The sequence below is a fragment of the Pseudomonas sp. KUIN-1 genome, from assembly GCF_009176725.1.
Lineage (GTDB): Bacteria > Pseudomonadota > Gammaproteobacteria > Pseudomonadales > Pseudomonadaceae > Aquipseudomonas > Aquipseudomonas fragariae.
Map to the genome: position 1 here is coordinate 4499783 of NZ_AP020337.1, position 22692 is coordinate 4522474.

Annotated in this window: 15 protein-coding genes; 4 read left to right on the forward strand and 11 right to left on the reverse strand. The window is 57.5% G+C overall.

The features are described from left to right. Positions 1-164: 164 nt before the first annotated feature. Both KUIN1_RS20175 and KUIN1_RS20180 read right to left on the reverse strand, forming a co-directional pair. Positions 165-1382 carry an argininosuccinate synthase gene (locus KUIN1_RS20175; protein ID WP_003363593.1) on the reverse strand — a complete coding sequence of 406 codons (1218 nt, stop codon included), beginning with the start codon at positions 1380-1382 and terminating at the stop codon, positions 165-167. A gap of 120 nt (positions 1383-1502) precedes the next feature. Continuing rightward, entirely contained in the window at positions 1503-2405 is a 903-nt protein-coding gene (locus tag KUIN1_RS20180) for a flagellar protein MotY (protein WP_003405446.1), read from the reverse strand. 148 nt (positions 2406-2553) lie between these two features. On the opposite strand from KUIN1_RS20180, the gene pyrC reads away from it, so the two are divergent. The 4 genes from pyrC (at position 2554) to bfr (ending at position 5370) form a co-directional block, all read left to right on the forward strand. Continuing rightward, positions 2554-3597 (forward strand): dihydroorotase, encoded by a 1044-nt coding sequence (gene pyrC, locus KUIN1_RS20185; RefSeq protein ID WP_024660111.1) that lies wholly within the window; start codon positions 2554-2556, stop codon positions 3595-3597. Next, positions 3594-4271, forward strand: coding sequence for a ribonuclease T (rnt, locus tag KUIN1_RS20190; protein ID WP_003412908.1), 678 nt, complete (start codon positions 3594-3596; stop codon positions 4269-4271). The genes pyrC and rnt overlap by 4 nt, the downstream gene beginning before the upstream one ends. A 209-nt stretch (positions 4272-4480) precedes the next feature. Next, positions 4481-4699, forward strand: coding sequence for a bacterioferritin-associated ferredoxin (locus tag KUIN1_RS20195; RefSeq protein WP_003350768.1), 219 nt, complete (start codon positions 4481-4483; stop codon positions 4697-4699). A gap of 200 nt (positions 4700-4899) precedes the next feature. Next, entirely contained in the window at positions 4900-5370 is a 471-nt protein-coding gene (bfr, locus tag KUIN1_RS20200; protein ID WP_002554851.1) for a bacterioferritin, read from the forward strand. Between the two features lie 126 nt (positions 5371-5496). On the opposite strand, the gene grxD is transcribed toward bfr, so the two are convergent. The 9 genes from grxD to KUIN1_RS20245 all read right to left on the reverse strand — a co-directional run bounded on the left by grxD (position 5497) and on the right by KUIN1_RS20245 (position 22578). Next, positions 5497-5823 carry a Grx4 family monothiol glutaredoxin gene (grxD, locus tag KUIN1_RS20205; RefSeq protein ID WP_003405440.1) on the reverse strand — a complete coding sequence of 109 codons (327 nt, stop codon included), beginning with the start codon at positions 5821-5823 and terminating at the stop codon, positions 5497-5499. An 88-nt stretch (positions 5824-5911) separates the two neighbouring features. Then, a complete protein-coding gene (locus KUIN1_RS20210) occupies positions 5912-8020 on the reverse strand; it encodes a molybdopterin oxidoreductase family protein (RefSeq protein WP_103714064.1) in 2109 nt (702 codons plus the stop codon). A 190-nt stretch (positions 8021-8210) separates the two neighbouring features. Continuing rightward, positions 8211-8528, reverse strand: coding sequence for a PoNe immunity protein domain-containing protein (locus KUIN1_RS28105; protein ID WP_024652097.1), 318 nt, complete (start codon positions 8526-8528; stop codon positions 8211-8213). A gap of 688 nt (positions 8529-9216) precedes the next feature. Next, on the reverse strand, positions 9217-9498 hold the full coding sequence (locus tag KUIN1_RS20220) for a hypothetical protein (protein ID WP_152092231.1): 282 nt from the start codon (positions 9496-9498) through the stop codon (positions 9217-9219). 607 nt (positions 9499-10105) lie between these two features. Further along, complete coding sequence (locus KUIN1_RS20225; protein WP_024652095.1) at positions 10106-10498, reverse strand: hypothetical protein; 393 nt, start codon at positions 10496-10498, stop codon at positions 10106-10108. Next, complete coding sequence (locus KUIN1_RS20230) at positions 10495-19596, reverse strand: hemagglutinin repeat-containing protein (protein ID WP_172980068.1); 9102 nt, start codon at positions 19594-19596, stop codon at positions 10495-10497. Before KUIN1_RS20230 ends, KUIN1_RS20225 begins: the two co-directional genes overlap by 4 nt. Before the next feature lie 40 nt (positions 19597-19636). After that, a complete protein-coding gene (locus tag KUIN1_RS20235; RefSeq protein WP_024652093.1) occupies positions 19637-20176 on the reverse strand; it encodes a toxin-activating lysine-acyltransferase in 540 nt (179 codons plus the stop codon). Between the two features lie 9 nt (positions 20177-20185). Then, the gene (locus tag KUIN1_RS20240; protein WP_024652092.1) at positions 20186-21964 is read right to left on the reverse strand and encodes a ShlB/FhaC/HecB family hemolysin secretion/activation protein; all 1779 of its coding nucleotides are present in this window, start codon (positions 21962-21964) and stop codon (positions 20186-20188) included. 320 nt (positions 21965-22284) lie between these two features. Beyond that, complete coding sequence (locus KUIN1_RS20245) at positions 22285-22578, reverse strand: hypothetical protein (protein ID WP_003405437.1); 294 nt, start codon at positions 22576-22578, stop codon at positions 22285-22287. Between the last annotated feature and the right edge of the window lie 114 nt (positions 22579-22692).

Below are 22692 nucleotides of genomic sequence, written 5' to 3' on the forward strand. Positions count from 1 at the left end.
TACAGGCATAAGGCTACCTTGCATCGCACATATACCCTGCCTATCAACCATTATGACGACACTGACTTAGCGTCTTTTTACATGACGCCCGGAAGGAATAACCCTGTCGATATTATTTGCAGTGCAGCCCTGAACGGGCTGCACTTGTCGAACAACTTGCTGTATCAGAACAGCTTGCGGCCCTTGTTGGCGGCAATCCGCATGCGCAATGCGTTGAGCTTGATGAAGCCCGCTGCATCGGCCTGATCGTAGGCACCTGCGTCGTCTTCGAACGTGGCAATGTTGGCGTCGAACAGCGAATCATCCGACTTGCGACCGGTGACGATCACATTGCCCTTGTACAACTTCAGACGCACAACGCCGTTCACGTGAACCTGGGACGCGTCGATCATCTGCTGCAACATCAGACGCTCAGGGCTCCACCAGTAACCTGTGTAGATCAGGCTGGCATACTTGGCCATGAGTTCGTCCTTGAGGTGGGCGACTTCGCGGTCCAGGGTGATCGACTCGATGGCGCGGTGAGCACGCAGCATGATGGTGCCACCAGGCGTCTCGTAGCAGCCACGGGACTTCATGCCCACATAACGGTTTTCAACGATATCCAGACGGCCGATACCGTTTTCGCCACCGATGCGGTTCAGGGTCGCGAGCACAGTGGCCGGGGTCATTTCGACACCATCCAGGGCAACGATGTCGCCATTGCGATAGGTCAGCTCAAGGTAGGTCGCAACGTTTGGCGCGTCCTCAGGGGACTTGGTCCAGCGCCACATGTCTTCTTCGTGCTCGGTCCAGGTGTCTTCCAGCACGCCGCCTTCATAAGAGATGTGCAGCAGGTTGGCGTCCATGGAGTACGGAGATTTCTTCTTGCCGTGACGCTCAATGGGAATGTTGTGCTTCTCGGCGTAGTCCATCAGTTTCTCACGCGACAGCAGATCCCATTCGCGCCACGGAGCGATGACCTTGACGCCTGGCTTGAGCGCGTAGGCACCCAGCTCGAAACGTACCTGGTCGTTACCCTTGCCGGTTGCGCCGTGGGAAATGGCGTCAGCGCCGGTTTCGTTGGCGATCTCGATCAGACGTTTGGCGATCAACGGACGGGCGATGGAGGTACCCAGCAGGTACTCGCCTTCATAGACAGTGTTGGCACGGAACATCGGGAAGACGAAATCGCGCACGAACTCTTCGCGCAGGTCATCGATGTAGATTTCTTTCACGCCCATGGCCTGAGCCTTGGCGCGTGCCGGCTCGACTTCTTCACCCTGACCCAGGTCAGCGGTAAAGGTCACCACTTCGCAGTTGTACGTATCTTGCAGCCACTTGAGGATTACCGAAGTATCCAGGCCACCGGAATACGCGAGAACTACCTTGTTTACGTCCGCCATGCCATCACTCCACCGGGTTGTACGGAAAACCGCTGATTCTACCGTTCAAACCAGCAAATTTACAGGGGCGCGACAGCTTGTGACGACCAGGCGACGTCTGACAGATGCTTTTTACAGGCTTTAAGAGGTGTGCGCTGCGCTGGCAGACGCAACCGGCACCGGGCGCTCATCGGGCGCAACACGCTCGAGGTGCACATTCACCCGACGGTTGCGCGCACGATTGGCTTCGTTGGTGTTGGGCGCCAATGGGTAACGTTCGCCGTGAAAGCGCAGGGTGATTTGCTGCTCGGGAACGCCCTGAGCCTTGAAATAATCCATGACCGCCAACGCGCGACGGCGAGACAGGTCACGGTTGGTCAGGCGATTGCCGCTGTTATCCGAATGACCGTCCAGTTCGATACGGTTCACAGTCGGGTCAGCTTTCAAATAGGCGACCATGTTATCCAGGCGCGCCCTGGCACGGGCATCCAGTTCGATACCGCCGCCAGGGAAACCCACTTCAGCCTGTTTGATCTGATCGAAGTTCATCGGCAGCAGCTTGGCAGTACATGCCTGGTAATCGCTGAATGCCTTGCTGAACTTGACCGGCAGCAGACGCACCTCCATCTGGCCGCCGTCCCGGGTGTAATGGCGAATCAGCGGACTGCGCCCGTCCATCAGACCACTGATCAGGCGGCCGGCCTGGGCCTGGGAGGTATTGAAGGGAATATCGCCATTGCTGACGCGCACTGATCCCAGGTTGATATCGCCGCGACCCGGCTGCCACGGTGCCGCAGCGGCCAGCAATGTCGCGGAGCCGTTGCCGAGCATGTTGTATGAAGCCTTGAGGCGAAACGTCGCCTGCTCACCCGCGCGACGCACGAACTCACCGGCACCGAAGTCGGTGATTGGTTGAGTCAGGCGGCACTCGAACTGATCGCCTTCGACCTTCCACTCAATGCTCTCCAGACGCGTCTGGAAACTGATAGCCATCGCCGGGAGGCTGGCAAACATGCTGAGCAGGGCTAAATATCGCTGGCGCACGGGAGGCTCCACTGGAAATGAACGCGAAACAGAAATTACCGACTGACAAGGGAGCTATCGGTAACTTCATGCAAAACTTGATAGCGGATGCCTGAGAGAGTCTTTTCCGGTAGCATTCCCAGCGAGTTTGACCCGCCTGGAATCCCCAATGTCTGACCGCCTGACCCTCCTGCGTCCCGACGACTGGCATATTCACCTCCGTGACGGAGCTGTCTTGCCTCACACCGTTGCTGACGTAGCGCGAACTTTTGGCCGCGCAATCATCATGCCCAACCTCGTGCCTCCGGTACGCAACGCGCAGCAAGCCGATGCCTATCGCCAGCGCATTCTGGCGGCACGTCCGGCCAGCAGCCGCTTCGAGCCATTGATGGTGCTGTACCTCACCGACCAGACCACGCCCGACGACATCCGCACCGCCAAGGCCAGTGGCTTCGTGTATGCGGCCAAGCTGTATCCGGCCGGCGCGACCACCAATTCCGATTCCGGTGTCACCAGCATCGACAAGATCTTCCCTGCCCTCGAAGCCATGGCCGACGTCGGCATGCTGCTGCTGGTGCACGGGGAAGTAACACGTGGCGAAATCGACGTGTTCGATCGCGAGAAGGTCTTCATCGATGAGCACCTGCGCCGTGTAGTCGAGCGCTTCCCGACCCTGAAAGTGGTGTTCGAACACATCACCACCGGTGAAGCGGTGCAGTTCGTCAATGAAGCTTCAGCCAATGTCGCGGCGACCATCACCGCGCATCATCTGCTGTACAACCGTAACCACATGCTGGTCGGCGGGATTCGTCCGCACTTCTATTGCCTGCCGATCCTCAAGCGCAATACTCATCAGACAGCCCTGCTCGACGCGGCCACCAGCGGCAGCGGCAAGTTCTTCCTGGGCACCGACTCGGCGCCGCATGCCCAGCATGCCAAGGAGAACGCTTGCGGTTGCGCCGGGTGCTACACCGCCTACGCAGCCATCGAACTGTATGCAGAAGCTTTCGAGCAGCGTAACGCCTTGGACAAGCTGGAAGGCTTCGCCAGCCTTCACGGTCCGGCGTTCTACGGCTTGCCCGCCAATCAGGACACCATCACGCTGGTGCGTGACGAGTGGACCGCCCCTGCCAGCCTGCCGTTTGGCGAGTTGACCGTTATCCCGCTGCGCGCAGGTGAAACACTGCGCTGGCGTCTGGAGGAACACGCGTGAGTGAAGATCATTTTGACGACGAACACGAAGGCCACGGCGGTGGCGGCGGTTCCCGTCACCCGATGGCGGCGCGCTTTCGCGGCTACCTGCCAGTGGTCGTCGACGTAGAAACCGGCGGTTTCAATTCAGCCACCGATGCCTTGCTGGAAATCGCTGCGGTGACGATCGGCATGGATGAAAAAGGCTTCGTGTTCCCGGAACACACCTATTTCTTCCGCGTAGAACCGTTCGAGGGTGCCAACATCGAAGCGGCGGCGCTGGAGTTCACCGGCATCAAGCTCGATCACCCGCTGCGCATGGCGGTCAGCGAAGAAACCGCGATGAACGACATCTTCCGCGGCGTGCGCAAGGCCCTCAAGGCCAATGGCTGCAAACGCGCGGTGCTGGTCGGCCACAACGCCAGCTTCGACCTCGGCTTCGTCAATGCCGCCGTCGCGCGGATGGACATGAAGCGCAATCCGTTTCACCCGTTCTCCAGCTTCGACACCGCCACCCTCGCCGGCCTGGCCTATGGTCAAACCGTACTGGCAAAGGCCTGTCAGGCTGCCGGCATCGACTTCGACGGACGCGAGGCGCACTCGGCCCGTTACGACACCGAGAAGACCGCCGAGCTGTTCTGCGGCATCGTCAATCGCTGGAAAGAAATGGGCGGTTGGCAAGATTTCGACGACTGACGTCGTTACGTCTGTGAATGGACCGGCCTTGCGCCGGTTTTTTCATGTCTGCAGCGGGACGATCCAGAGGGCGGACAAATGATGCGATTCTCGCGAAAGCAACCGCTCATCGCTCGACCTGAATACAACCCAAAACAGTTTTGACAAGCATTCTCATTAACATTAAGCTCCTCGGCACCAAGCAATAAACCAGCGACGGTCCATAGCTTATGTATGTTTGCCTCTGCCAAGGTGTCACCGACGGTCAAATCCGGGATGCAATTCTGGAAGGCTGCTGCAGTTATCGTGAAGTCCGTGAAACACTGGGTGTTGCGAGTAAATGTGGAAAATGCGCCTGCCTGGCAAAGGAAGTGGTGCGTGATACGCTGACCGAGCTGCAAACCAGCCATGCCTTGCTGGCCTATCCGGCAAAATTTTCAGCTGCCTGAATCCCCTCTTTTAAAGAACCGGACACCACGTCCGGTTTTTTTATGTCTGTAATTCAAGCGCTTAGCGTCAAGATGCGGAACTCAAACATTCTTATTCCTATTTAATTTCACTTATTATTCAACAACTTAGGTTTGACAGACGTTTAAGCGCAGCTCACACTCGGCACTTATATACACAAGCCACCGGCAGGACCTCGAACATGAAAGGCGACATTACCGTCATCCAGCATCTCAACAAGATCCTCGGGAACGAGCTGGTCGCTATCAATCAGTACTTCCTGCATGCGCGCATGTACGAAGACTGGGGTCTGAAAAAGCTGGGTGGCCACGAATATAAAGAGTCCATCCATGCGATGAAGTACGCTGACAAGCTGATCAAGCGCACCTTGTTTCTGGAAGGGCTGCCAAACCTGCAGGACCTGGGCAAGATCCTCATCGGTGAGCACACCAAGGAAATGCTGGAGTGCGACCTGAAGATCGAGCAAAAAGGTCTGGCCGATCTGAAAGCCGCGATCGCTCACTTCGAGACCGTCGGTGACTTCGGCAGCCGTGAGCTGCTGGAAGACATCCTTGAGCCCAAGGAAGAGCAAATCGACTGGCTGGAGACTCAGTTGGGTCTGATCGTCAAGGTAGGTATCGAGAACTACCTGCAGTCGCAGATGGGTGACTGATTCCCCCATCGCGCTGCAATGAAAAAGCCCGCCTCAATCGAGAGCGGGCTTTTTCTTGTGTGTAAAACCATGCTGGAGCGCAGGGAACGATAATCTCGACTATCGTGCGACGCTCTGCGCAAGGCTTTACCCGGCCTTGGCGGCGGATGCTTCCTTGACCAACGTCTGCAACGAACCGTCATCCATCATCTCGGTGATGATGTCGCTACCACCGACCAGCTCACCGGCAACCCACAGTTGCGGGAAAGTCGGCCAGTTGGCGTACTTTGGCAGGTTGGCGCGGATTTCAGGGTTTTGCAGAATGTCGACGTAGGCAAACTTTTCGCCACACGCCATCAATGCCTGGGAAGCCTTGGCCGAAAAGCCGCATTGCGGAGCGTTCGGAGCGCCTTTCATGTAAAGCAGAATGGTGTTGTTGGCAATCTGCTCTTTAATCGTTTCGATGATATCCATGGAGCACCTCGGCTGAAATATCCGACTCAGTTGTCGGCACGGTGACACATTGTAACGAAATCCCGAGCATGACGCTCTGTCTTGAGGCTTAACACGCCACGACCTGCACCGGTACGCCGTTCAACGCCGCGTTGCCGGACAGCACGTCGAGTTGCCGTTCGTCGGTCAGGTCATTGGCACTGACGCCGGGCAGGCCCTGCGCGATCGCCATTTTTACCCCTGAACGCGAATGCCCCCAACCGTGCGGCAGGCTGACCACCCCGCGCATCATGTCCAGACTGCCCAGCACCTGAACCTCGATCATCCCGACCCGGGAGCTGACCCGGACCTGCTGGCCGTCACTCAGACCACGGCACGCGAGATCGTCAGGATGCATCAACAGTTGATGCCTGGGTTTGCCCTTCACCAGCCGATGGTAGTTGTGCATCCATGAATTGTTACTGCGCACATGCCTGCGGCCAATCAGCAGCAACTCGCTTGCCTGAGGAGAAGGATCGGCTGCAAAGCGCGCCAGGTCGGCCATGATCACCTCAGGCGCGGCCTGAATGCGGCCATTGGCGGTCTTCAGGCGCTGTGCAAGATTGGCCTTCAACGCCCCCAGATCGAGGCCGTGCGGATGACTGTCCAAGGTTTCCAGTGACAGCTTATGGGACGATGCATCGCCATAGAGGCCTGCACGCAGCCCGCGATCGATCATCTGCGCAGGCGGCAACGTGGGTTTCAGCGCTCGCTCGGCCTTGGCAGCAAAGGCGCTGGCCAGCCCGACGAAGATCTCCCAGTCGTGCAGGGCACCTTCGGGCTTGTCGAAAATGGCCCGATTGAAGCGCGTGACGTTGCGCACTGCGAGCGTGTTGAAGGTGGTGTCGTAGTGATCATTTTCCAGTGCCGAGGTGGACGGCAGGATCAAGTCGGCGTGGCGAGTGGTCTCGTTGATGTAAAGATCGATGCTGAGCATGAACTCAAGCCCTTCGAGCGCCTGCTCCAGCTGACGGCCGTTGGGCGTCGACAGAACCGGGTTACCCGCAACGGTCACCAACGCGCGAACCTGCCCTTCTCCGTCCACAAGCATTTCCTCGGCCAGCGCCGAAACCGGCAACTCGCCGCCATACTCCGGCAGGCCGGACACCCTGCTTTGCCACCGATTGAAATGACCGCCGGATGTCGAGCTGACGAGGTCGACGGCGGGCTCCGTACAGAGTGCGCCACCCACACGGTCCAGGTTGCCCGTCACCAGATTGATCAGTTGTGCCAGCCAATGACACAGCGTGCCAAAGGTCTGAGTCGACACGCCCATTCGCCCATAACACACCGCCTTGTCAGCGGCCGCGAAATCCCGTGCCAGTTGCCGGATCTGCTCGGCGGCGATACCGCAGCGCGGGCTCATGGCCTCTGCAGTGAAGCCGGCAATGGCCTGGCGAACCTGCTCCAGGCCGTCGACAGGCAAATGGCTCTCGCGGGTCAGCCCCTCTTCGAACAGCGTATTGAGCAGCCCGAACAGCAACGCTGCGTCACCGCCCGGACGTACGAACAGATGCTGGTCAGCGATGGCAGCCGTCTCACTGCGGCGCGGGTCGATGACCACCAGTTTGCCGCCGCGCTGCTGGATCGCTTTCAGACGCTTTTCAACATCCGGAACCGTCATGATGCTGCCATTGGACGCCAACGGATTGCCGCCGAGAATCAGCATGAAGTCGGTGTGATCGATATCCGGAATCGGCAACAGCATGCCGTGGCCATACATCAGGAAACTGCTGAGGTGGTGCGGCAACTGATCGACCGACGTCGCCGAAAAACGATTGCGGGTCTTGAGCAGGCCGAGAAAGTAATTGCTGTGGGTCATCAACCCGTAGTTATGCACGCTGGGGTTGCCCTGATAGACCGCTACCGCGTTCTGCCCATGGCGCTGCTGAATGGCGTAAAGCCGCTCCGCCACCAGATCGAACGCCTGCTGCCAGGCAATTGGCTGCCACTGATCACCGCTGCGCAGCATCGGCTGGCGCAAACGATCAGGGTCATTCTGGACGTCCTGCAACGCAATCGCCTTGGGGCAGATATGACCGCGGCTGAACGTGTCCAGCGGGTCGCCCTTGATCGAGGCAATGCGCGGCGCAGAATCCGCCTCCACGACGGTCTCGATCACAAGACCGCAGATGGCCTCGCACAGGTGGCAGGCTCGGTAGTGTTCAGTCCGGGTCATCACAGCCTCAGATCTTGTCATGGCAATCCGGTTGATTGCCTAACACTCACTATGCTGCCTTGCCATGCCCCGCGCCACTGATGTTCGGCCCGTGAATCGAGGGGCATCAGGCGCGCGGATGTTCTAATGAATCGATATCTGGTTAAGGGCGTTTTGCAGCAATCGCTGTCTCAAAGAGCATGTCGTTAAACTACACCATGAGATGTGCTGAAAACGCCATGACGGTGCCGAGGTTTCCGATTTTTCGTTCCGGACTACGGCTGGCTATGACTCGATCTAGTAGTAGGTCTTCGCCGTCATTGCCGATCAGTATCAGCAAGCGCCGCCATTGGTCGTCTGGAATTTCAAGCTCCAATGCCAGCCCGACCAAACAGAAGCAAATGATGTAATGGTCGTAGTGGAAACGCCAGTGGTGCCGCGTGAATTGCTGATCTGAAGTCCATACCGTAGCTCCGAGGCGTTCAGCTTCCTCCCAAGCGTTCAATAGACCGGGGAAGTAGCGCGCCAAGTCATTTACTGGGTGTCCCGCGGAGTATTTGCGCAGGATTTGGTGCCAGTGTTTTGGGGCAAGAGTGAACTGATACTAGGGAGCGTAGTCCGGATCTCCTGACGTTTTTTGGAGGTCAAAGACTCCTCAGCAATATATTCGTCGTTATATTGTGTTCATTCTAGCCAGTAGCTCGTGCCCCACATCGGTACCCGAATCATTTAGCTGCGCCTCCTAATAACTTTGATGCAGCAACGGGATCAGCTACAAATTTCCCATTTTTTTGCAAGACATGTAACAAATCGGTTGATTAACGCGGCTTTAGATAAAATAGACTAAGAGGTTCCCGAGTTGATGTATTAGTACTCGTAGTGAACCTTAGCTTCGCTTTTTTGCCTATGGATCAGGTCATCCATTCCCAACAACCACCGATTTGTTTTTTCATAATTTAGCTTAGCTCAAATACAAGGCCAGACATGCTTTCTTCAGCAGCATCAGTTAAGAACACTGATTTTGCTTCATTGTTAATATTGAATTTAAAGCTGGACTCCACCTAGCCTTCTTCAGTATCAACCTCACCTTTACAACAGAGGAATTGATAGTCGCAATCAGCTTCGCCAGAAAGATTTTCAGCAAGCTCATTTAGAACTTCAAACTGTCTTTGAATTGTATTATCCACCCTACTCAAACTATGCCGTATAATTATATTTCAGCCGCCTACAGCCTCATCTCTAATAGCCCAATTATGAATTGATACATATTCGATTTTTTGCTTTGGGGCATTTTCTAGGGGTGCCCTGTAACCTGTCAAAAGGCTAATACCATCAATGACAGTTTCTCCATTCAAAATAAGAAAATCATCATCAAACTCATTAAATTCAATTAGCAAAGGTGATTTTATAGACCCTAACTCCAATCCTGGCCTAACGCCTTCAAAATTACCAGAATAACCTATACCCACATTTATGTTATATAGAGAGGTTCCGTTCATGAATGCGAGCATCAGTAGCCTGTTCTTGAAGAATAGATAATTCACAAAGTCGCCGTGCTCCTTAAATCGTATTTCCTCCCTAATACCTAGCCAACCGGTGTTGTTTTCCAAGAGTTCATATGTGGTAGATTTAAAGTCATACCATGTTACCTGACCTATTTTTTTTAGATTCCCTCAAGTGAGCTACCCAGCTCAAAGCCTGCTGCGCTGAGCCCTGGTACCAAATCTGCTTCTAAATCGAAAACGGCATTCATGTTCACTTCTCTCACCATGGTAGCCACTTACCACCCTCGCACTTCAGTCGATTAACCTTTGTATCATAATATTGTTGATTTCGTGTGATAGTACCGGGCTGCACTGATATGAGTTTGCATATAAGCACTCTTCGATCTAGAAGTATTAAACAAGAAAATCCTTTTTAGATGGCGCCGTAAATACATGGCCGGCGTCGTCGAAGCGCCATTTTGCCTATTTTTTAGGCGTAAATCGATGACTTCAAACTTCTTGTATGCATGATTTTAATTATGGTCTTCGATTTGCTTTTTCAGTGGTTAAGTATGCGGGCTAAAATACCGGGCAAAACGATTCGGTTTTGGAGCTTCATGAGTCAATCAATCATATTCTTTAAAAAGCGAATTCCGCTATTGTCGCGAAGTGCGTATACCTCTTCAAACTGGAAGGATAATATGAATTTAAACTGAGTCTGTTTAACAAGTTCGCTAAGGAATGCTTTTATGTCTTCCGAACTTTCAGATAATGTATCGATAGGTGAGTGAAACGCTCCTCTCATGCCAACCTTCCAATCAGCTATTACGTTTTCTGCTACAATTTCCTCGTAAGGAATTATGTGGCGAAACACGAAGTAAGCGTTAGAGCTTATAAAGTTTCCTGTCAAGTGTTTTTCTTCGATCTGATAGTCCGTATTCATACTGGATAATGTGCGGCATATATCGTCAAAAGATATACCTTGTTCGATCTCCAAGTTCATAGTGATGGTCATTTTGCTACCTCGATTATTTTAAATTCATTGTTTTTCATTAGGTAAAGTTTTTTCAGCCCTTCCACCGGGCGTGTAGACAGCGCTTTTTCAATCTCACCAAATGTTAACGGTGAATCAGCTAGATTTACAACTACGCTACTAGCTTGTTTTTGAACTTTTTCAGTTACTGTCATCAATACTGAAATAGGGCTATTAGTTCTTGGGGAAAATACATCAGCTAGGTCGCCATTAATTTTCAAATCAGGATTTCCCCCTTTTCTCCCAGTATTGGGTAATTGCTCAACATCATACCCTGCCTGAGCAAGCTTTTTTGACGCCTCATTCTGACGCTCAATTGATCTGACCATATCTGGAGAAGCATTTTTTGGAGGAAGTTCAGGTTCTCCTTTCAAAGAGCCAAGTTTGGGTAGGCTGTTAACACCCGCCTCAGAATCCGTCATCGCACTCATCGGATTCCGATTTTTAGCATTCTCAGCAGCGATCTTCTCAAGTCTAGCCAGATCAGCCATCTTATCAAGCTCTGCGCTGCTCACCTTGATCCCGGCTTTGGCCAAGCCGACGACGCCTTTCGCTGCAGTGCCCACTCCTGTAACGGCGGTGCCGATTTGCCACGCCAGTTCGCCCATGGCTTGGCCCATTGCTACAGCGTTATCGTCGCCGCCTACTTCCAGGGCGTTTTTGATCGTGTCTATCCTGGCGCTGAATTTGTTAGCGACATCTTCACCAAGCTGCGCTCTGACCTCCGGGTCGCTGATCAGGCTGCTCAGGCCATTGAGGCCATCGATGGGGTGCATCGCGAAATCAGCCAGGCCCGTAATGTCCCCCCAGCTGGACTCCGCCAGACCCTTGCCAATCCCGTACCGGGTCAGTATTTCCTGCTTGCCGCTGATGGCTAACCACTTGCCAGCCACTTGGGCCTTGGCAACCAGTCCTTTTGCAGCTTCATATTCCTTTCTGGCCTGCGCTTCTTGCTGCGTCGCCAACCAATTGTTATCCACCGCCGCCCCTGCCGCCGTATTCGCGGCAGTCGGGTCGATGGAAGCACTGGTCGCAGCCAAACCCGTCACCAAGCTGACGATCAAATTACGTTTGGCTTCGCGTTGTTCTTCGCTTTCGTCCGGGCTGCTTTGCGAGAACAAACCGGTCAGCAGGCTGGACGCCGCTGCGCCTGCTGCACCGCTGCCGCAGCTTTGGTTGCTGGCCGCCGCACCTGCGCAGGCGACGATGCCATGTAGCGCGGCGTGCAGTGGGGAGCCTTCGGTCAGTTCGCCATTTGCTACAAGGTCGCCGATGTAGCCTGCGCCGCGTTGCTGGACGTAATTGACCACCAGACTTTGCACGAACGCGGCGTTGCCGGCGCTGATGTTGCCACCGGCTGCACCGATCAGGGCGGTGGTAATTTGTCGGTAAGTGCCGCCTGCGCCCCAGTTTTCGGAGATGTCGTTGGCTTCTGCCGACAGTTGCCTTGCACTGTTCTGCAAGAGCATGCGTTCTGTATCGCTTAAGCCACCGGCTTTATCAGCTTGCTCCTGCAGCTCTTTGGACTGTTGTCGCTTGAGGTCCGCTTCCCGCGCCTTGTTGGCGAGGAAGGTGCTGGCTTCGTTGGAGAACGCAGTGACGATCTCGAACCCGGCGCGGACTTCATCTTCGTCGAAGATCGGCTTGAGCGAGTTGCTGCCGTTGCGATCGCTGGACACATCGCGGTTGAGGCTGGCGACGGTCTGTTCGGGGTTCTGACCCGTGCGTTTCTGCTGTTCGGCGTCGTCGGTGATAACGACGGCACCGCCACTGATGCCGCTGCGCGTTACGCTGCTGGCCTTGTCGCTGGCGCTGATGGCGATCGGCATGTTGGCGCCGATATTGTTTTCGTTCTTCGCCAGGTCGGTGCCAGGGTTGACCGTGCCGCCGCTCTGCACGTTGCCCTTCTGGTCCTTGCCGATTTCGTTGTAGCCACCGCCGAGGCTGACGGTGTTGGCGTCGTAATCGGCCTTGTTCTTGATGTCACGGCTGGTGAGGCTGGAGGTGACCAGGCTGTTCTTGCCGTCCTGCACGGCTTTGTCGCTGCTGGCGATAACGGCGCCGACCAGATCGGTGTTGCCCCGCACGTTGATGTCGAAACCGTCATCACCGGCCTTGATGCCTGATTGCTCGGTGACGCTGGCGTAGTTGGAGTCGATGTTGGTCGCGCCGAAGTTGCCGCTGGCACCACTGATGGTGCTCATGCCGGTGCAGAACGGCGGAATGCAGAGGCTGACGCCAAAGCCGAGGCTCTTTTCGTCGACCTTGTAGGTGTTGGTGTCCTGCAGGCTTTCGATATTGAGATCACCGCCGACGTCGGCGATGACCTTCTTGCCACTCGCCACCGCGCCTTTGATCTGCGTGTCCCCGCCAGACGCCAGCAGCAACTGGTTGCCAGCTTCCACTTTGGTGTTGGTATGGGTCAGCTCGTCACCGTCGGCCAGGCCCTTATTGCCGGTGACGCCCAAGTCCAGGGTAAAGCCGTTTTTGGTGCCGCCCAGCGAGAAGCCGATACCCACGCTGGCGCTGCTGCCTTTGCTGTCGGTGTTTTGTTGGCTGGTGTTGTTGGCGGCCAGCAGGTTGATGTCGCCGTCGGCCATCAGGCTGGCGTCACGCCCGGCCTTGATCTGGCTGCCTTGTACCGTGATGTCGCTGTCTGCACCTGCGCCGGTCGCGCGCAGACGCACATCTTGACCGGCGGTGATGGTCGATCCGGCGGCGCTGTCGCTGGTCTGGGTGGTTTTGCTTTCATTCTTTTTGGTGCCCAGTGACAGGCTGATGTTGAGGCCGCCCGCCATGTCGGGGTTCATCGCCACCGCCGTGGCGGCGTTGTTACCGCCCAGCAGGACCGTTGCTGCCGCCAGCGCTTTCATGCGCCCGTCGTCGGTATTCTCCGACGCATGCTTCATCTGTTGAGTGGTCTGGATGGCGCTGATGACCGGGTTGGTCACGGTCAGGGTAAAACCGGTCTGCTTGAACAGCGTTTCGCGTTCGCGCTTGCTGCTGTTACGTGCCTCGACGACATCGATGGTTTGCCCGGTGATGTCGACGCTGCCTTCAGGCGCGCTAACCTGGCTGCCCACTTGGCGGTAGCCTTTGCCCGCTTCGATCAGCACATCGCCCTTGGTCGAGCCCACCGTACTCGCCGCTGCCGTCTGGCTGGTGGTGAGGTCCTTGACGCTTTGCTGCTGAGTGCCGAGCGTCAGTGCAATGCCGCCACCGCTGAACAGGCCGCTTTTCTTCACCGACTTGTCGTGACGTTCGCTGCTGCTCTCGGTCGCGGCTTCGATGTTGATGTTGTTGTCAGCCGCCAGAATGGTCTGGTTGGTAGACACCACGTTGCTGCCGCTGACGTTAATGTCGCGACCGGCCTGGACATAGGTTTGCTCGCCACTCAGCGTCGAGCCCTGCGCCTGGGTCTGGTTGACAGTGTCACGTGTGGTGGTGGTCTTGCTGGAGAACAGACCGTTGCTGCCCTTGAACTTGTGCGCCTCATCTGCAAACTGGGTGTTTTGCGCAGCAGTGAGGTTCACGTCGCGCCCGGCGTCGGCAATGATCGCACCTTGCTGGCTGGTGACACTCGCGCCTCGGGCGTTGATGTCCTGCGCTGCGCTCAGGCGAACGTCGCCCTGCCCTTGAATGGTCGAGCCGACTTCGGTCTGACTGGCATCCTTGCGCCAGTTGCTGCCGTTCCAGTTAACCGATTGCTGATGGGCTTCGCCGACAGTCGTCAGGTTGATGTTATTGCCAGCCTGCAACGATGTGCTGCCGCCAGTACCTGCGTTGACCACCTGAGCGCCGGTCAGGTTGAGGTCTTTGCCCGCGTTGACGTCCATGGTGCCGCCAGCGCCGCTAACGAACAACCCGGCCACTCGCGACAGGTTGGTACGAGTGCCTTGAGCGCTGCTGCTATCGCGACTGCTGGAGATGACATTGACGTTTTGCCCGGCATTGATCGCCAGGCTGTCTGTAGCGCCGATCAGCCCACCGAGATTGTCGAGGTTTTCCCGAGCGGTCAGCGAGACCTTGTCAGCCTGGATGCGACCACCGAGGTTTTCGATGTTCTGCGCGGTAATCGCCATTACACTGCGCCCGGCCAGGCTACCGCTGTTGACCAGGTCGCCCGCGATGTTCAGGTTCAGGCGTTGTCCGGCAATCAGCGAGCCAGAGCCGTTGAGGTCGCTTTCCTGCACGCGCACGTAGACCTGAGGCACCAGCACGTCGCGTGTTTCGCCATTGGCGAGGGTGACTTTCTTCTGCACCAGCCAGACGATATCGCTGGTCAGCTGCGCCATCTGCTCGGGGGACAGCTCGACGCCAGGCACCAGCTGCCATTGATTGGCGAGGGTCACAGCGTTGTCGATCAGCGCCCGGTATTGGGCTTCGTCATTCGCATAGCCATCGAGGAAGCGTCGACCGGTGAGTTGCGCGACCTGTTCGCGAATCAGCTTCTGTTCGTAGAAGCCATCACCGAGGCGTTGCTGGGTCAGGGCCGGGTCGACTTGCAGGCGCTCAAGCATGTAATCCGACGACAACCAGGTACGGTAACTGGCAAAGCGCGGATCGGTTTCGATCAGGTAACTGCTGCTGGGCTGCGGGTTGGTGGTAAACAGACTGTTATTCGGCAACTCAAGAGACGGGCCACCGGTGCGAATCTGTTCGGCGACGCCTTGGGCATTTTGCGTAGTTTGCGCAGCGACCTGCACGATAGGGGCGACCTGAAAGGTTCTGGCCGCTGGCGCATTCACCGCACCGGTGGACGTAATCTTCTGGCCGACTGTCTGGGTCCCGCGCGCGCTAATCTGCGTGCCGGTGCCAGCGACGGCAGAGTTTTGTGCGAAGACAGTTGGTTGCAGGGATATCTCCTGGATCAACGGCGCAGGAGTGTAAGCCGCCGTATTCGAGCCTTGCCGGTCGCGACCCTTGCGCTGGATACGATAGAAGTTGGTCACCGTCCCGCTGTCGACCGTAGTGCGCTGGCCGGACAGTTCGGTGTTGGTCAGGCTGGTAACGTCCGCCTGCAATAGCCCACCGGCAATGATGCGACTCTTGTCGTTGAGCACATCGCCAGCGCTGATCAGCATCGTTCCACCGGACAGTATCTGCGCGGGTGCCGAGGTGGCAATCTGGGTTTCATTGACTACGCGGGTGTAGTCGTAGCGATTCCAGTTGTCGCGCTGGCCCTCAGGGGTGACCAGATAATTGACCTCATCGTTACGCAGGGAAATCTCATTGGCCTGATAGCGATTGGTCGAGCCAGTGAGCTGAAATTCCTGCTCTGGCGTACGGCTGACTTCCACTTCACGAGTGCTGAAATGTTCGTTGGTGTTGCGCGCGCTTTGTACGTTCAGCGAGAGATTGCCAAGTGCTTCGATCGTTGCGCTGGCATTGGTCAGCAGTTGAGCGCGACCCTGTGCAGTATCTGCGGCGCTCAAGCCGCCGCCGATGGCGAGGTCGCCAGCACTGAAAATCAGCGATTGCTCGCGGTTGTTAACGGTGCCGGCGCCGATGTTCAACGACTCTCGTGCTGCGAGCGTGGCCGCAGTACCGTTTTCGTCGAGGTTGTTCAATGTGGTAGTGGCAATCGCCAGTTGGTCACCGTACAGACGCGCAGTCCCAAGATTGTTGAGCGTCGTGGCCTGCACGCGCACCTGCTGGCCATCGATCAGACCACGGTTGGTCAGCGTGTCAGCGACGTTCAGGCGAACCTGGCCCGCGCTGACTTCGGCATTGGCGCTGTTGTCGAGCGTCTGTGCGCTGACCAGCAACGACTTGCCCGCCAGTAAACGCCCGGTGTTGTTAAGCGCCCCGGCGATGCTCAGATCAACGTTATTGTTGGCCTGAATCTGCCCGCTTAAATCAAGGCCGCTCTGCAACCTGAAGTTGATGTCACCCAGGCTCAAGGCTCGGCCAGTACCGCTGTAGTAAGCCGCGTTGAGCGACAACAGCTTGCCCGCAATCAAGGTGCCGTCGAGGTTATTGACCGACAGCAGGTTGCCCGCCATCAGCGTACCGTCGAGGTTGTTTGCGGACTGGCGACGCTGTGCCGTATCGCGGTCGCTTATGGTCAGGTCGCCGGTCGAAGAGATCAGGCCATTCTGGTTATTCAGCGTCTGGCTCACGCCCAGCAACAGACCTTCATCGGTGCGTACGGCACCGCCTTGGTTGTTGAGGGTGTTGACCGCCAGATTCGTGCTGCGGCCTTCAAGGCCTTGGTTGGTGCCCTGCGTGGCGCTGTTGTCGAGTACGTCGGTGCTCAGGCTCAAAGCGCCCGCACTGCGGACCAGCCCACCCTGATTGTTGAGGGTCTGACCCAGCACCAGCTCGACGTCGCCGAGGCTTTGCAACTGGCCACCACGGTTGTTCAGTTGTGAGCCTTCGATGTGTACGGTTTTCTCACCGATGATCTGGCCGCCGTCGGTGTTGGCCACGTCGCTGGCGTTGAGCAACAGGTTGCCCTTGGCGCTCAAAAAGCCTGCGCTGTTGTTGAGGCTGGCGCTACGGATTTCCACCGCATCCTGGCCGCTGATGCCTTTGGTGGTGCCGGATTGCAGGTTATTGAGCGCCTGGCTGCCGGTGTCGATGAACAGTTTGCCTTTGGACTGAATCAAGCCTGCCGCGTTACGCAACTCGCCGCTGCGCAGGTCCAGGGTGGCACGGGCGTCGAGTGTACCGTCGCTGTTGTCGGCCAGATTACCGTTGCTGTTGAGGTCCAGTGCCTGACCGCTGATCACACCACTGCGGTTATCCAGACCCTTAGCTGCAACAGTGATGTCACCCTGGGCTTCCAGGCGTCCGCCATTGTTGTTCAGAGCGCCATTGCTCACGTTGACCGACAGGCCGGACTGCACCGAGCCCAGCACGCCATTGGTATTGTTGAACTGCCCGGCGATGATTGCCATGCGCTGGGTGGACGCCAGCGTGCCGCCGATGTTATTCAGCTGGCTGAACTGCGCTTGCAGTTCGCCACCGGCGCTGACCTTGCCCTGAGTATTTTCCAGACGTGCGCCGTTCAGTTGCGCGGTGCCGCTGGCCGCCAGCGTGCCGCCGCTGTTGTCGATCAGATCGCCCGCAGTAACGGTCAGCAGGCCGCCGTCGGTGACGATGACTTTGCCGCTCTGGTTATTCAGCGTACCGACGTTGAGCGCCACAGCGCCCGGGCTGCTGACCTGTCCGTTCTGATTGTCGAACTGCTGGCTGGCGTTGATCTGCAAAGGCTGAGCACCGGTTTGCAGAATGCGACCACGCTGGTTGGACAGGTTGGTGGTGTCGAGCGTGATCTGCTGGCCCTGGGTCAGGCCATCATCAACCACCGCGTCAGCAGCCTTGATCGACAGACTGGCGTTGCTCGCGATCTTGCCTGCGTTGCCATCCAGCCGGTTGGCCTGGATACTCAGCGAGCCCTTGCCTGCGTGCTCGATAGTGCCACTGCGGTTATCGACATGGCTGGCGCTGAGCCGGGCATTGTCAGCGTTGGAGGCGATACGACCGCTACGGTTATCGAGGGTCCCTGCAGCCTTAATCGAGGTATCGGCAACGCCGGTCTGCACCAGTTCGCCACCGACGTTGGACAGGTCACTGGCGTTCAGTTGCAGGTTGTCGGCGTTGACGGTGGCGCTGTCGGTGCGCAAGGTTTTCGTCGCGCTGGCCGTGAGTGTCTGGCTGGCATCGACCTTGCTGCCGCTGAGGTTGGCGTCGCCGTTGTTGGCGGTCAGGGTGACATTGCGACCTTGAGTCTGGCTGCCGCTGAGGTCCAGATCATCGGCCTGAATGCTGACATCGCCTGCCGCCAGGTTCTGACCCTGGGCTTTGACGCTGGTGGCGCGTACTGCAAGATTGCCGCTGCTACCCAGTTTGCCGTCCACGCCTGCGCCCGCTGCCAGGCTTGAGCCTTTAGTGCTGCGAATCGCCTTGGCGCTGATGCTGGTTTGATTCTGGCTGGCGATGGTGCCGCTGTTGTCGATATCGCCGGAGCTGGCGAGGTTCAGATCCCCTTTTGCGTACAGCGAGCCGCTGTTATCAACGCTGGTGGCATTGATACGGGCCGTCGTTGCACTGCTGATAGCCCCCTGGTTTTGCAACTTGCCATCGGCGCTGATCACGACTTCGCCGGCCATCGCACCGATCTGCCCGGCATTGCGCATGCCGACGCCTGATTCAGTACCCACCAGCATGATCTTCCCGGCATACATGCCACCCAGTTGCGCCACATCGATGGCAACGGTCGGCTTGTCGCCATCAGCTCCGGCCTGAGGTGTGGCCTGCGTGTTGTCGGCGTTGACCTGATTGCGTCCGGCAGTCACTTTCAGGTCATTGGCCCAGATGCCTGCATTAACCTGCACGGTGCGGGCGATCAGGTCTGTGTAGTCGGCGTCGCGGGTATCAAGGCCTTTGCCCTGAATATTGATAGCGCCGCGATTCACCGTGTAGCCGGTGATGCGGCCGTTCTCCAATTGCGCCTGACCGGTGCTCAAGGTTGCACGGTTGGCGTTGATGAAGCCGCAACCGTCGCAGGTAATACCGGCCGGGTTGGCGATCACCACCTGGGCACGCTGCCCGGCGACTTCGACATAACCGCGCAGCTGGCTGGGATTGCTGGCGTTGACTTCGTTGAGGATGACCCGCGCGTTGCCATTGGCCAGCGCCGCGTTGCCTTCGATCCAGCCACCCAGCTGAGTCTGAGAGTTCACCCCGCTGTTGTTGAGAATAACCCCACGGTTGTCGACATCGAACTGGTTGTACGTATTGCGCGAAACACCGGCGGCGCTCGGCGTCTGAATATTGACCTGTGGCGTGCCATTGGCGCTTTCGATCACGGTCGGACGCTGACCGGCTGCGGCAGAGGGATCAGCGACTATGGTGCCAGCGGCCCAGACCGGCCCTGCGCTCAAGGACACCAATCCGATCGCAGTCATCAACGCGAAACGCAGCGCGCCCAGCGTCGCTACACAGCCGGGCGCCACCGCGGCTCGGCTGGCGCGGGTACCGGGGGCCTTGACCTGGCTGGCGACGTTCTCAGCCACGACCATCAACAACCCACGTGCCTTATTGAAAACGATTCGGTAAAGGTGCTTGTTCATAGCAATTCCATCTGCGGAGCCAGCCCCGCGAAACTAACGTTTATAAAGGCGAAGTCTTGGAGGCCTGAGCAGCGGCGACCGGGTGCGCAGCGAACCAGGCTTTCGCCTGCTCAGGGATCACACCAATGCCCTGAAATGTCTTTATCCGTAGCCCGCGCTCTTCACCACGGTGATAGAGAGCGCGCCCGCATTTGTTGGCAAACAGCCGGCGGTGCAGTAAACGTGACAACGCGGCGGTATGCCCAAAAGGCGCTACCCAGTCGTTGAGCCAGATTCGCTCGCCGCAGTTCCAGTCCGCTTGGCTCAGGGCCAAAGGCGATTGCTGGAGATAGCGCTGCTCTGCGGCCTCGTCGAGGTTAAGCCAGGACAGGTAGCACACCGGCTTGCCGTTCTCGCTGCCAAGTACGAACTGACGATGCTTTAGCGCTGGCAGCAGCAGTGTGGGCAAGGTGTGCAGCGGTGCATCGCGATGAGCGCTGGAGTGCATCCACAGCCAGGTCACCGAACCGAGTACCGCGGCTTCGTTCCAGGGCTCGTCGATCAGGCCAGGGGCCGTTATGTCTAGCGATTCAAAGCGCATGGCATGACCTCAGAATGACCAGATAACGGTAAAAGCCGTGGTGACGTTGGCCGTCTCGAAACCATCGGGTTTCTTCAGAGGCGTGCCCACCGACCAGTCATAAGACAGGCCTTTGTAGCCACCACGGACACCGATCACAGCGCCGGCCAAGCGTTTACCGATCAGAAATTCGCTGGCCTGACCGCTGACTTCGCCGTAGTCGATCCCGGTGTAAAGCTCCTGGCCGGTTTGCCCCAGCGCCAGACCGAGTTCGTTGCGCAATGTCCAGCCGCGATCCGCAGACAGAATATTTTCCCCGTCAAAGCCGCGCACGCTGTAGCGCCCGCCGATAGAAAAGCGGTCCTGCGGCACTAGCGGCGTCCGGTTCCACTGCGACCGCCAGCTGCCGATGTAGCGCAGGCGCTGGTCACTGAGGGTGAATGGCACTTGCAACTGGGCGTCGGCGGTGATGATCTGCGAACGTGATGTGCCTGCACCCAGCGCGTCTTCAGGCGCCTCAAGCGAGTCATGGGCTCCGGTGCCACGACGATAGGCGACCCCCAGGTCAAGAATTGACGCGCCAATGAACTCGCGATGATCCAGACCGAACTGCCAGCCGGCCATGCGTCGGTCCTGGTTGCCGATCTCGGTATCATCAATGAAGTTTTCCGAAGAACGCGTCCACAGCCCGCCCCACACCGTGGTCTTGCGCACCGCATCGCGATACAACAGGCGCGACAGGCGCAGGTCGTTATTACGACTTTCGCCGCGATACTGATAGGTCTGCGTGGTGCCGGCTACCGACTGCTCGTAGTTGTACTCGCTGGTGGTGAACGCCAATTGCCAGTAACCGAATGGCAGTGAATAGTGAAACGTATTGCCGTCGGAGCCACGTCGGCCGGATTCACCACCGCCCAGATCGTGGTTGAGGCTCGCGTAGAACAGATCGTTCAGCGAAAGCAGGTTGTCCAGCGAAAGCGAGACGTTGCCTTGGTATTTGCCTGTGGTCTTGCTGCCGGAGTTATCCAGCGACAGGCTGACGCGGGCCGGGAACTGCTGGCTCCATTTGATCACCACGTCGCTTTCGCCAGGTTTGGCATCTGCCGCGCGGGCTGGCGTGATCTGAATATCGGCCTCGGCTGTAGGCACACGCTTGAAGTTTTCCAGCGCCTGTTCGATGTCACGCAGGTTGAGCAGATCGCCAGGATTGGCGGGCATCGCATTCCACAGGTTGGCGCGACGACTGGTGCCTTCCGCAAAACGAATTTCGCGAATGCGCCCGGGCACTATCGTCAGTACCAGAACACCACTGTTCAAATCCTGGGCTTCGGCGAGGACGCGCGTCGTGACGTAGCCTGCCTCGATGATCGCATTCTGCATGCGCTTCATCGTCATGTTGATACCCGCGCCCCCCAGGCAACGACCGACAGCAGGATCATCCTTGGGATTGGCAGCCTTGAGCGCCCATTGAAACTGTTCCGACGCCTCGCCAATCAGACGAATGTCCTCAATCGCAAAGCAAGGCGTCTCCTTGGCCGGGAGACGTGAGCCACCCTCGTCCAGCGTTGGCGACTGCAAGCGCACGTCGGGGCGTGTTTCCAACTGATCACGCAACGCGCGCTCGCGATCCTGCTGGCGCAGCAGCTCTTCTTCGGGGCCTGCAGCGTGAGCGCCTGTGCTCGCCAGAAAGCTCCAGACGGTCAGTGCCAGCGCGATATGCCTGGTATTCACGGATGACAAACGTATCACCTCCACAAAACGTCGAGCGGGGCTTGGCTTGAGCGACAGGCAGCGAGCATCCGGGTGCATTTCACATCCTTGTGGACAGAATCAGAGGCGCAATAAATGCCCCGCCGGGAACGGCAGTAGCACTGACAGAATTAGAAATACGTAATGGTTTTGACGTGCAGAAAAAGGACTTTCCTACATGGCGTCGGAGATTTCAGATAGCGGAAGGTGGCAAAAGTTTCGCAGTGAGTAAGCAATTTGTTACAAAGTTCAAAGAATGTGACAACTTTCACACGTCCAGGCTGGCTGGAGCGTGTGTTCAAGGCACATAGAGAGTGAGGCTCGCGCCACGTCCCGTAACACAGCGACCGGGGCTCAAGCGGTAGCAGCCCCTTGCCGAATCAACCGCCGATAGGCGTGACGACCTTGCGCTGTTGCTGGATTTCAGCCACGGTTTCGATCTGCTCCTGCGCCAGGTGGACGCCGGTCAGGTCGCCGATCAGCCGCCAGTGCTCGTCGAGGCCGGAGCTGATGGTGGCCATGCGATCGATCATGCGCCGCCCCGCCGTACGCGTGACTTCGTCCTCGCTGCGCAGCAACTCGAAAGACATCGAGGTCATCGACGCTGTCAGATGGGTAAGTGTGCGGGCGGTGAGCCCGAGCAACTCCGTTAATTGATGCTCTTTTGAGTCCATTCCCCCACCCCTTGATCAGTAATGTATCGGCAACGATTTATAACTCACGTCCGGGATTAAAGAAACGGTCCTTGTTTCAAGCCCGTGAAGCGCGTCCCATCAGGCAACGCCCGC

Bases quoted from the DNA above. Each gene is read 5' to 3' on its own strand.
- grxD (WP_003405440.1), bottom strand. From the start codon at position 5,823: ATGGATATCATCGAAACGATTAAAGAGCAGATTGCCAACAACACCATT.
- KUIN1_RS20225 (WP_024652095.1), bottom strand. From the start codon at position 10,498: ATGACCATCACTATGAACTTGGAGATCGAACAAGGTATATCTTTTGAC.
- KUIN1_RS20245 (WP_003405437.1), bottom strand. From the start codon at position 22,578: ATGGACTCAAAAGAGCATCAATTAACGGAGTTGCTCGGGCTCACCGCC.
- KUIN1_RS20235 (WP_024652093.1), bottom strand. From the start codon at position 20,176: ATGCGCTTTGAATCGCTAGACATAACGGCCCCTGGCCTGATCGACGAG.
- pyrC (WP_024660111.1), top strand. From the start codon at position 2,554: ATGTCTGACCGCCTGACCCTCCTGCGTCCCGACGACTGGCATATTCAC.
- KUIN1_RS20175 (WP_003363593.1), bottom strand. From the start codon at position 1,382: ATGGCGGACGTAAACAAGGTAGTTCTCGCGTATTCCGGTGGCCTGGAT.
- KUIN1_RS20210 (WP_103714064.1), bottom strand. From the start codon at position 8,020: ATGACCCGGACTGAACACTACCGAGCCTGCCACCTGTGCGAGGCCATC.
- KUIN1_RS20195 (WP_003350768.1), top strand. From the start codon at position 4,481: ATGTATGTTTGCCTCTGCCAAGGTGTCACCGACGGTCAAATCCGGGAT.
- KUIN1_RS20220 (WP_152092231.1), bottom strand. From the start codon at position 9,498: ATGAACGGAACCTCTCTATATAACATAAATGTGGGTATAGGTTATTCT.
- KUIN1_RS20230 (WP_172980068.1), bottom strand. From the start codon at position 19,596: ATGAACAAGCACCTTTACCGAATCGTTTTCAATAAGGCACGTGGGTTG.
- KUIN1_RS20240 (WP_024652092.1), bottom strand. From the start codon at position 21,964: ATGCACCCGGATGCTCGCTGCCTGTCGCTCAAGCCAAGCCCCGCTCGA.
- bfr (WP_002554851.1), top strand. From the start codon at position 4,900: ATGAAAGGCGACATTACCGTCATCCAGCATCTCAACAAGATCCTCGGG.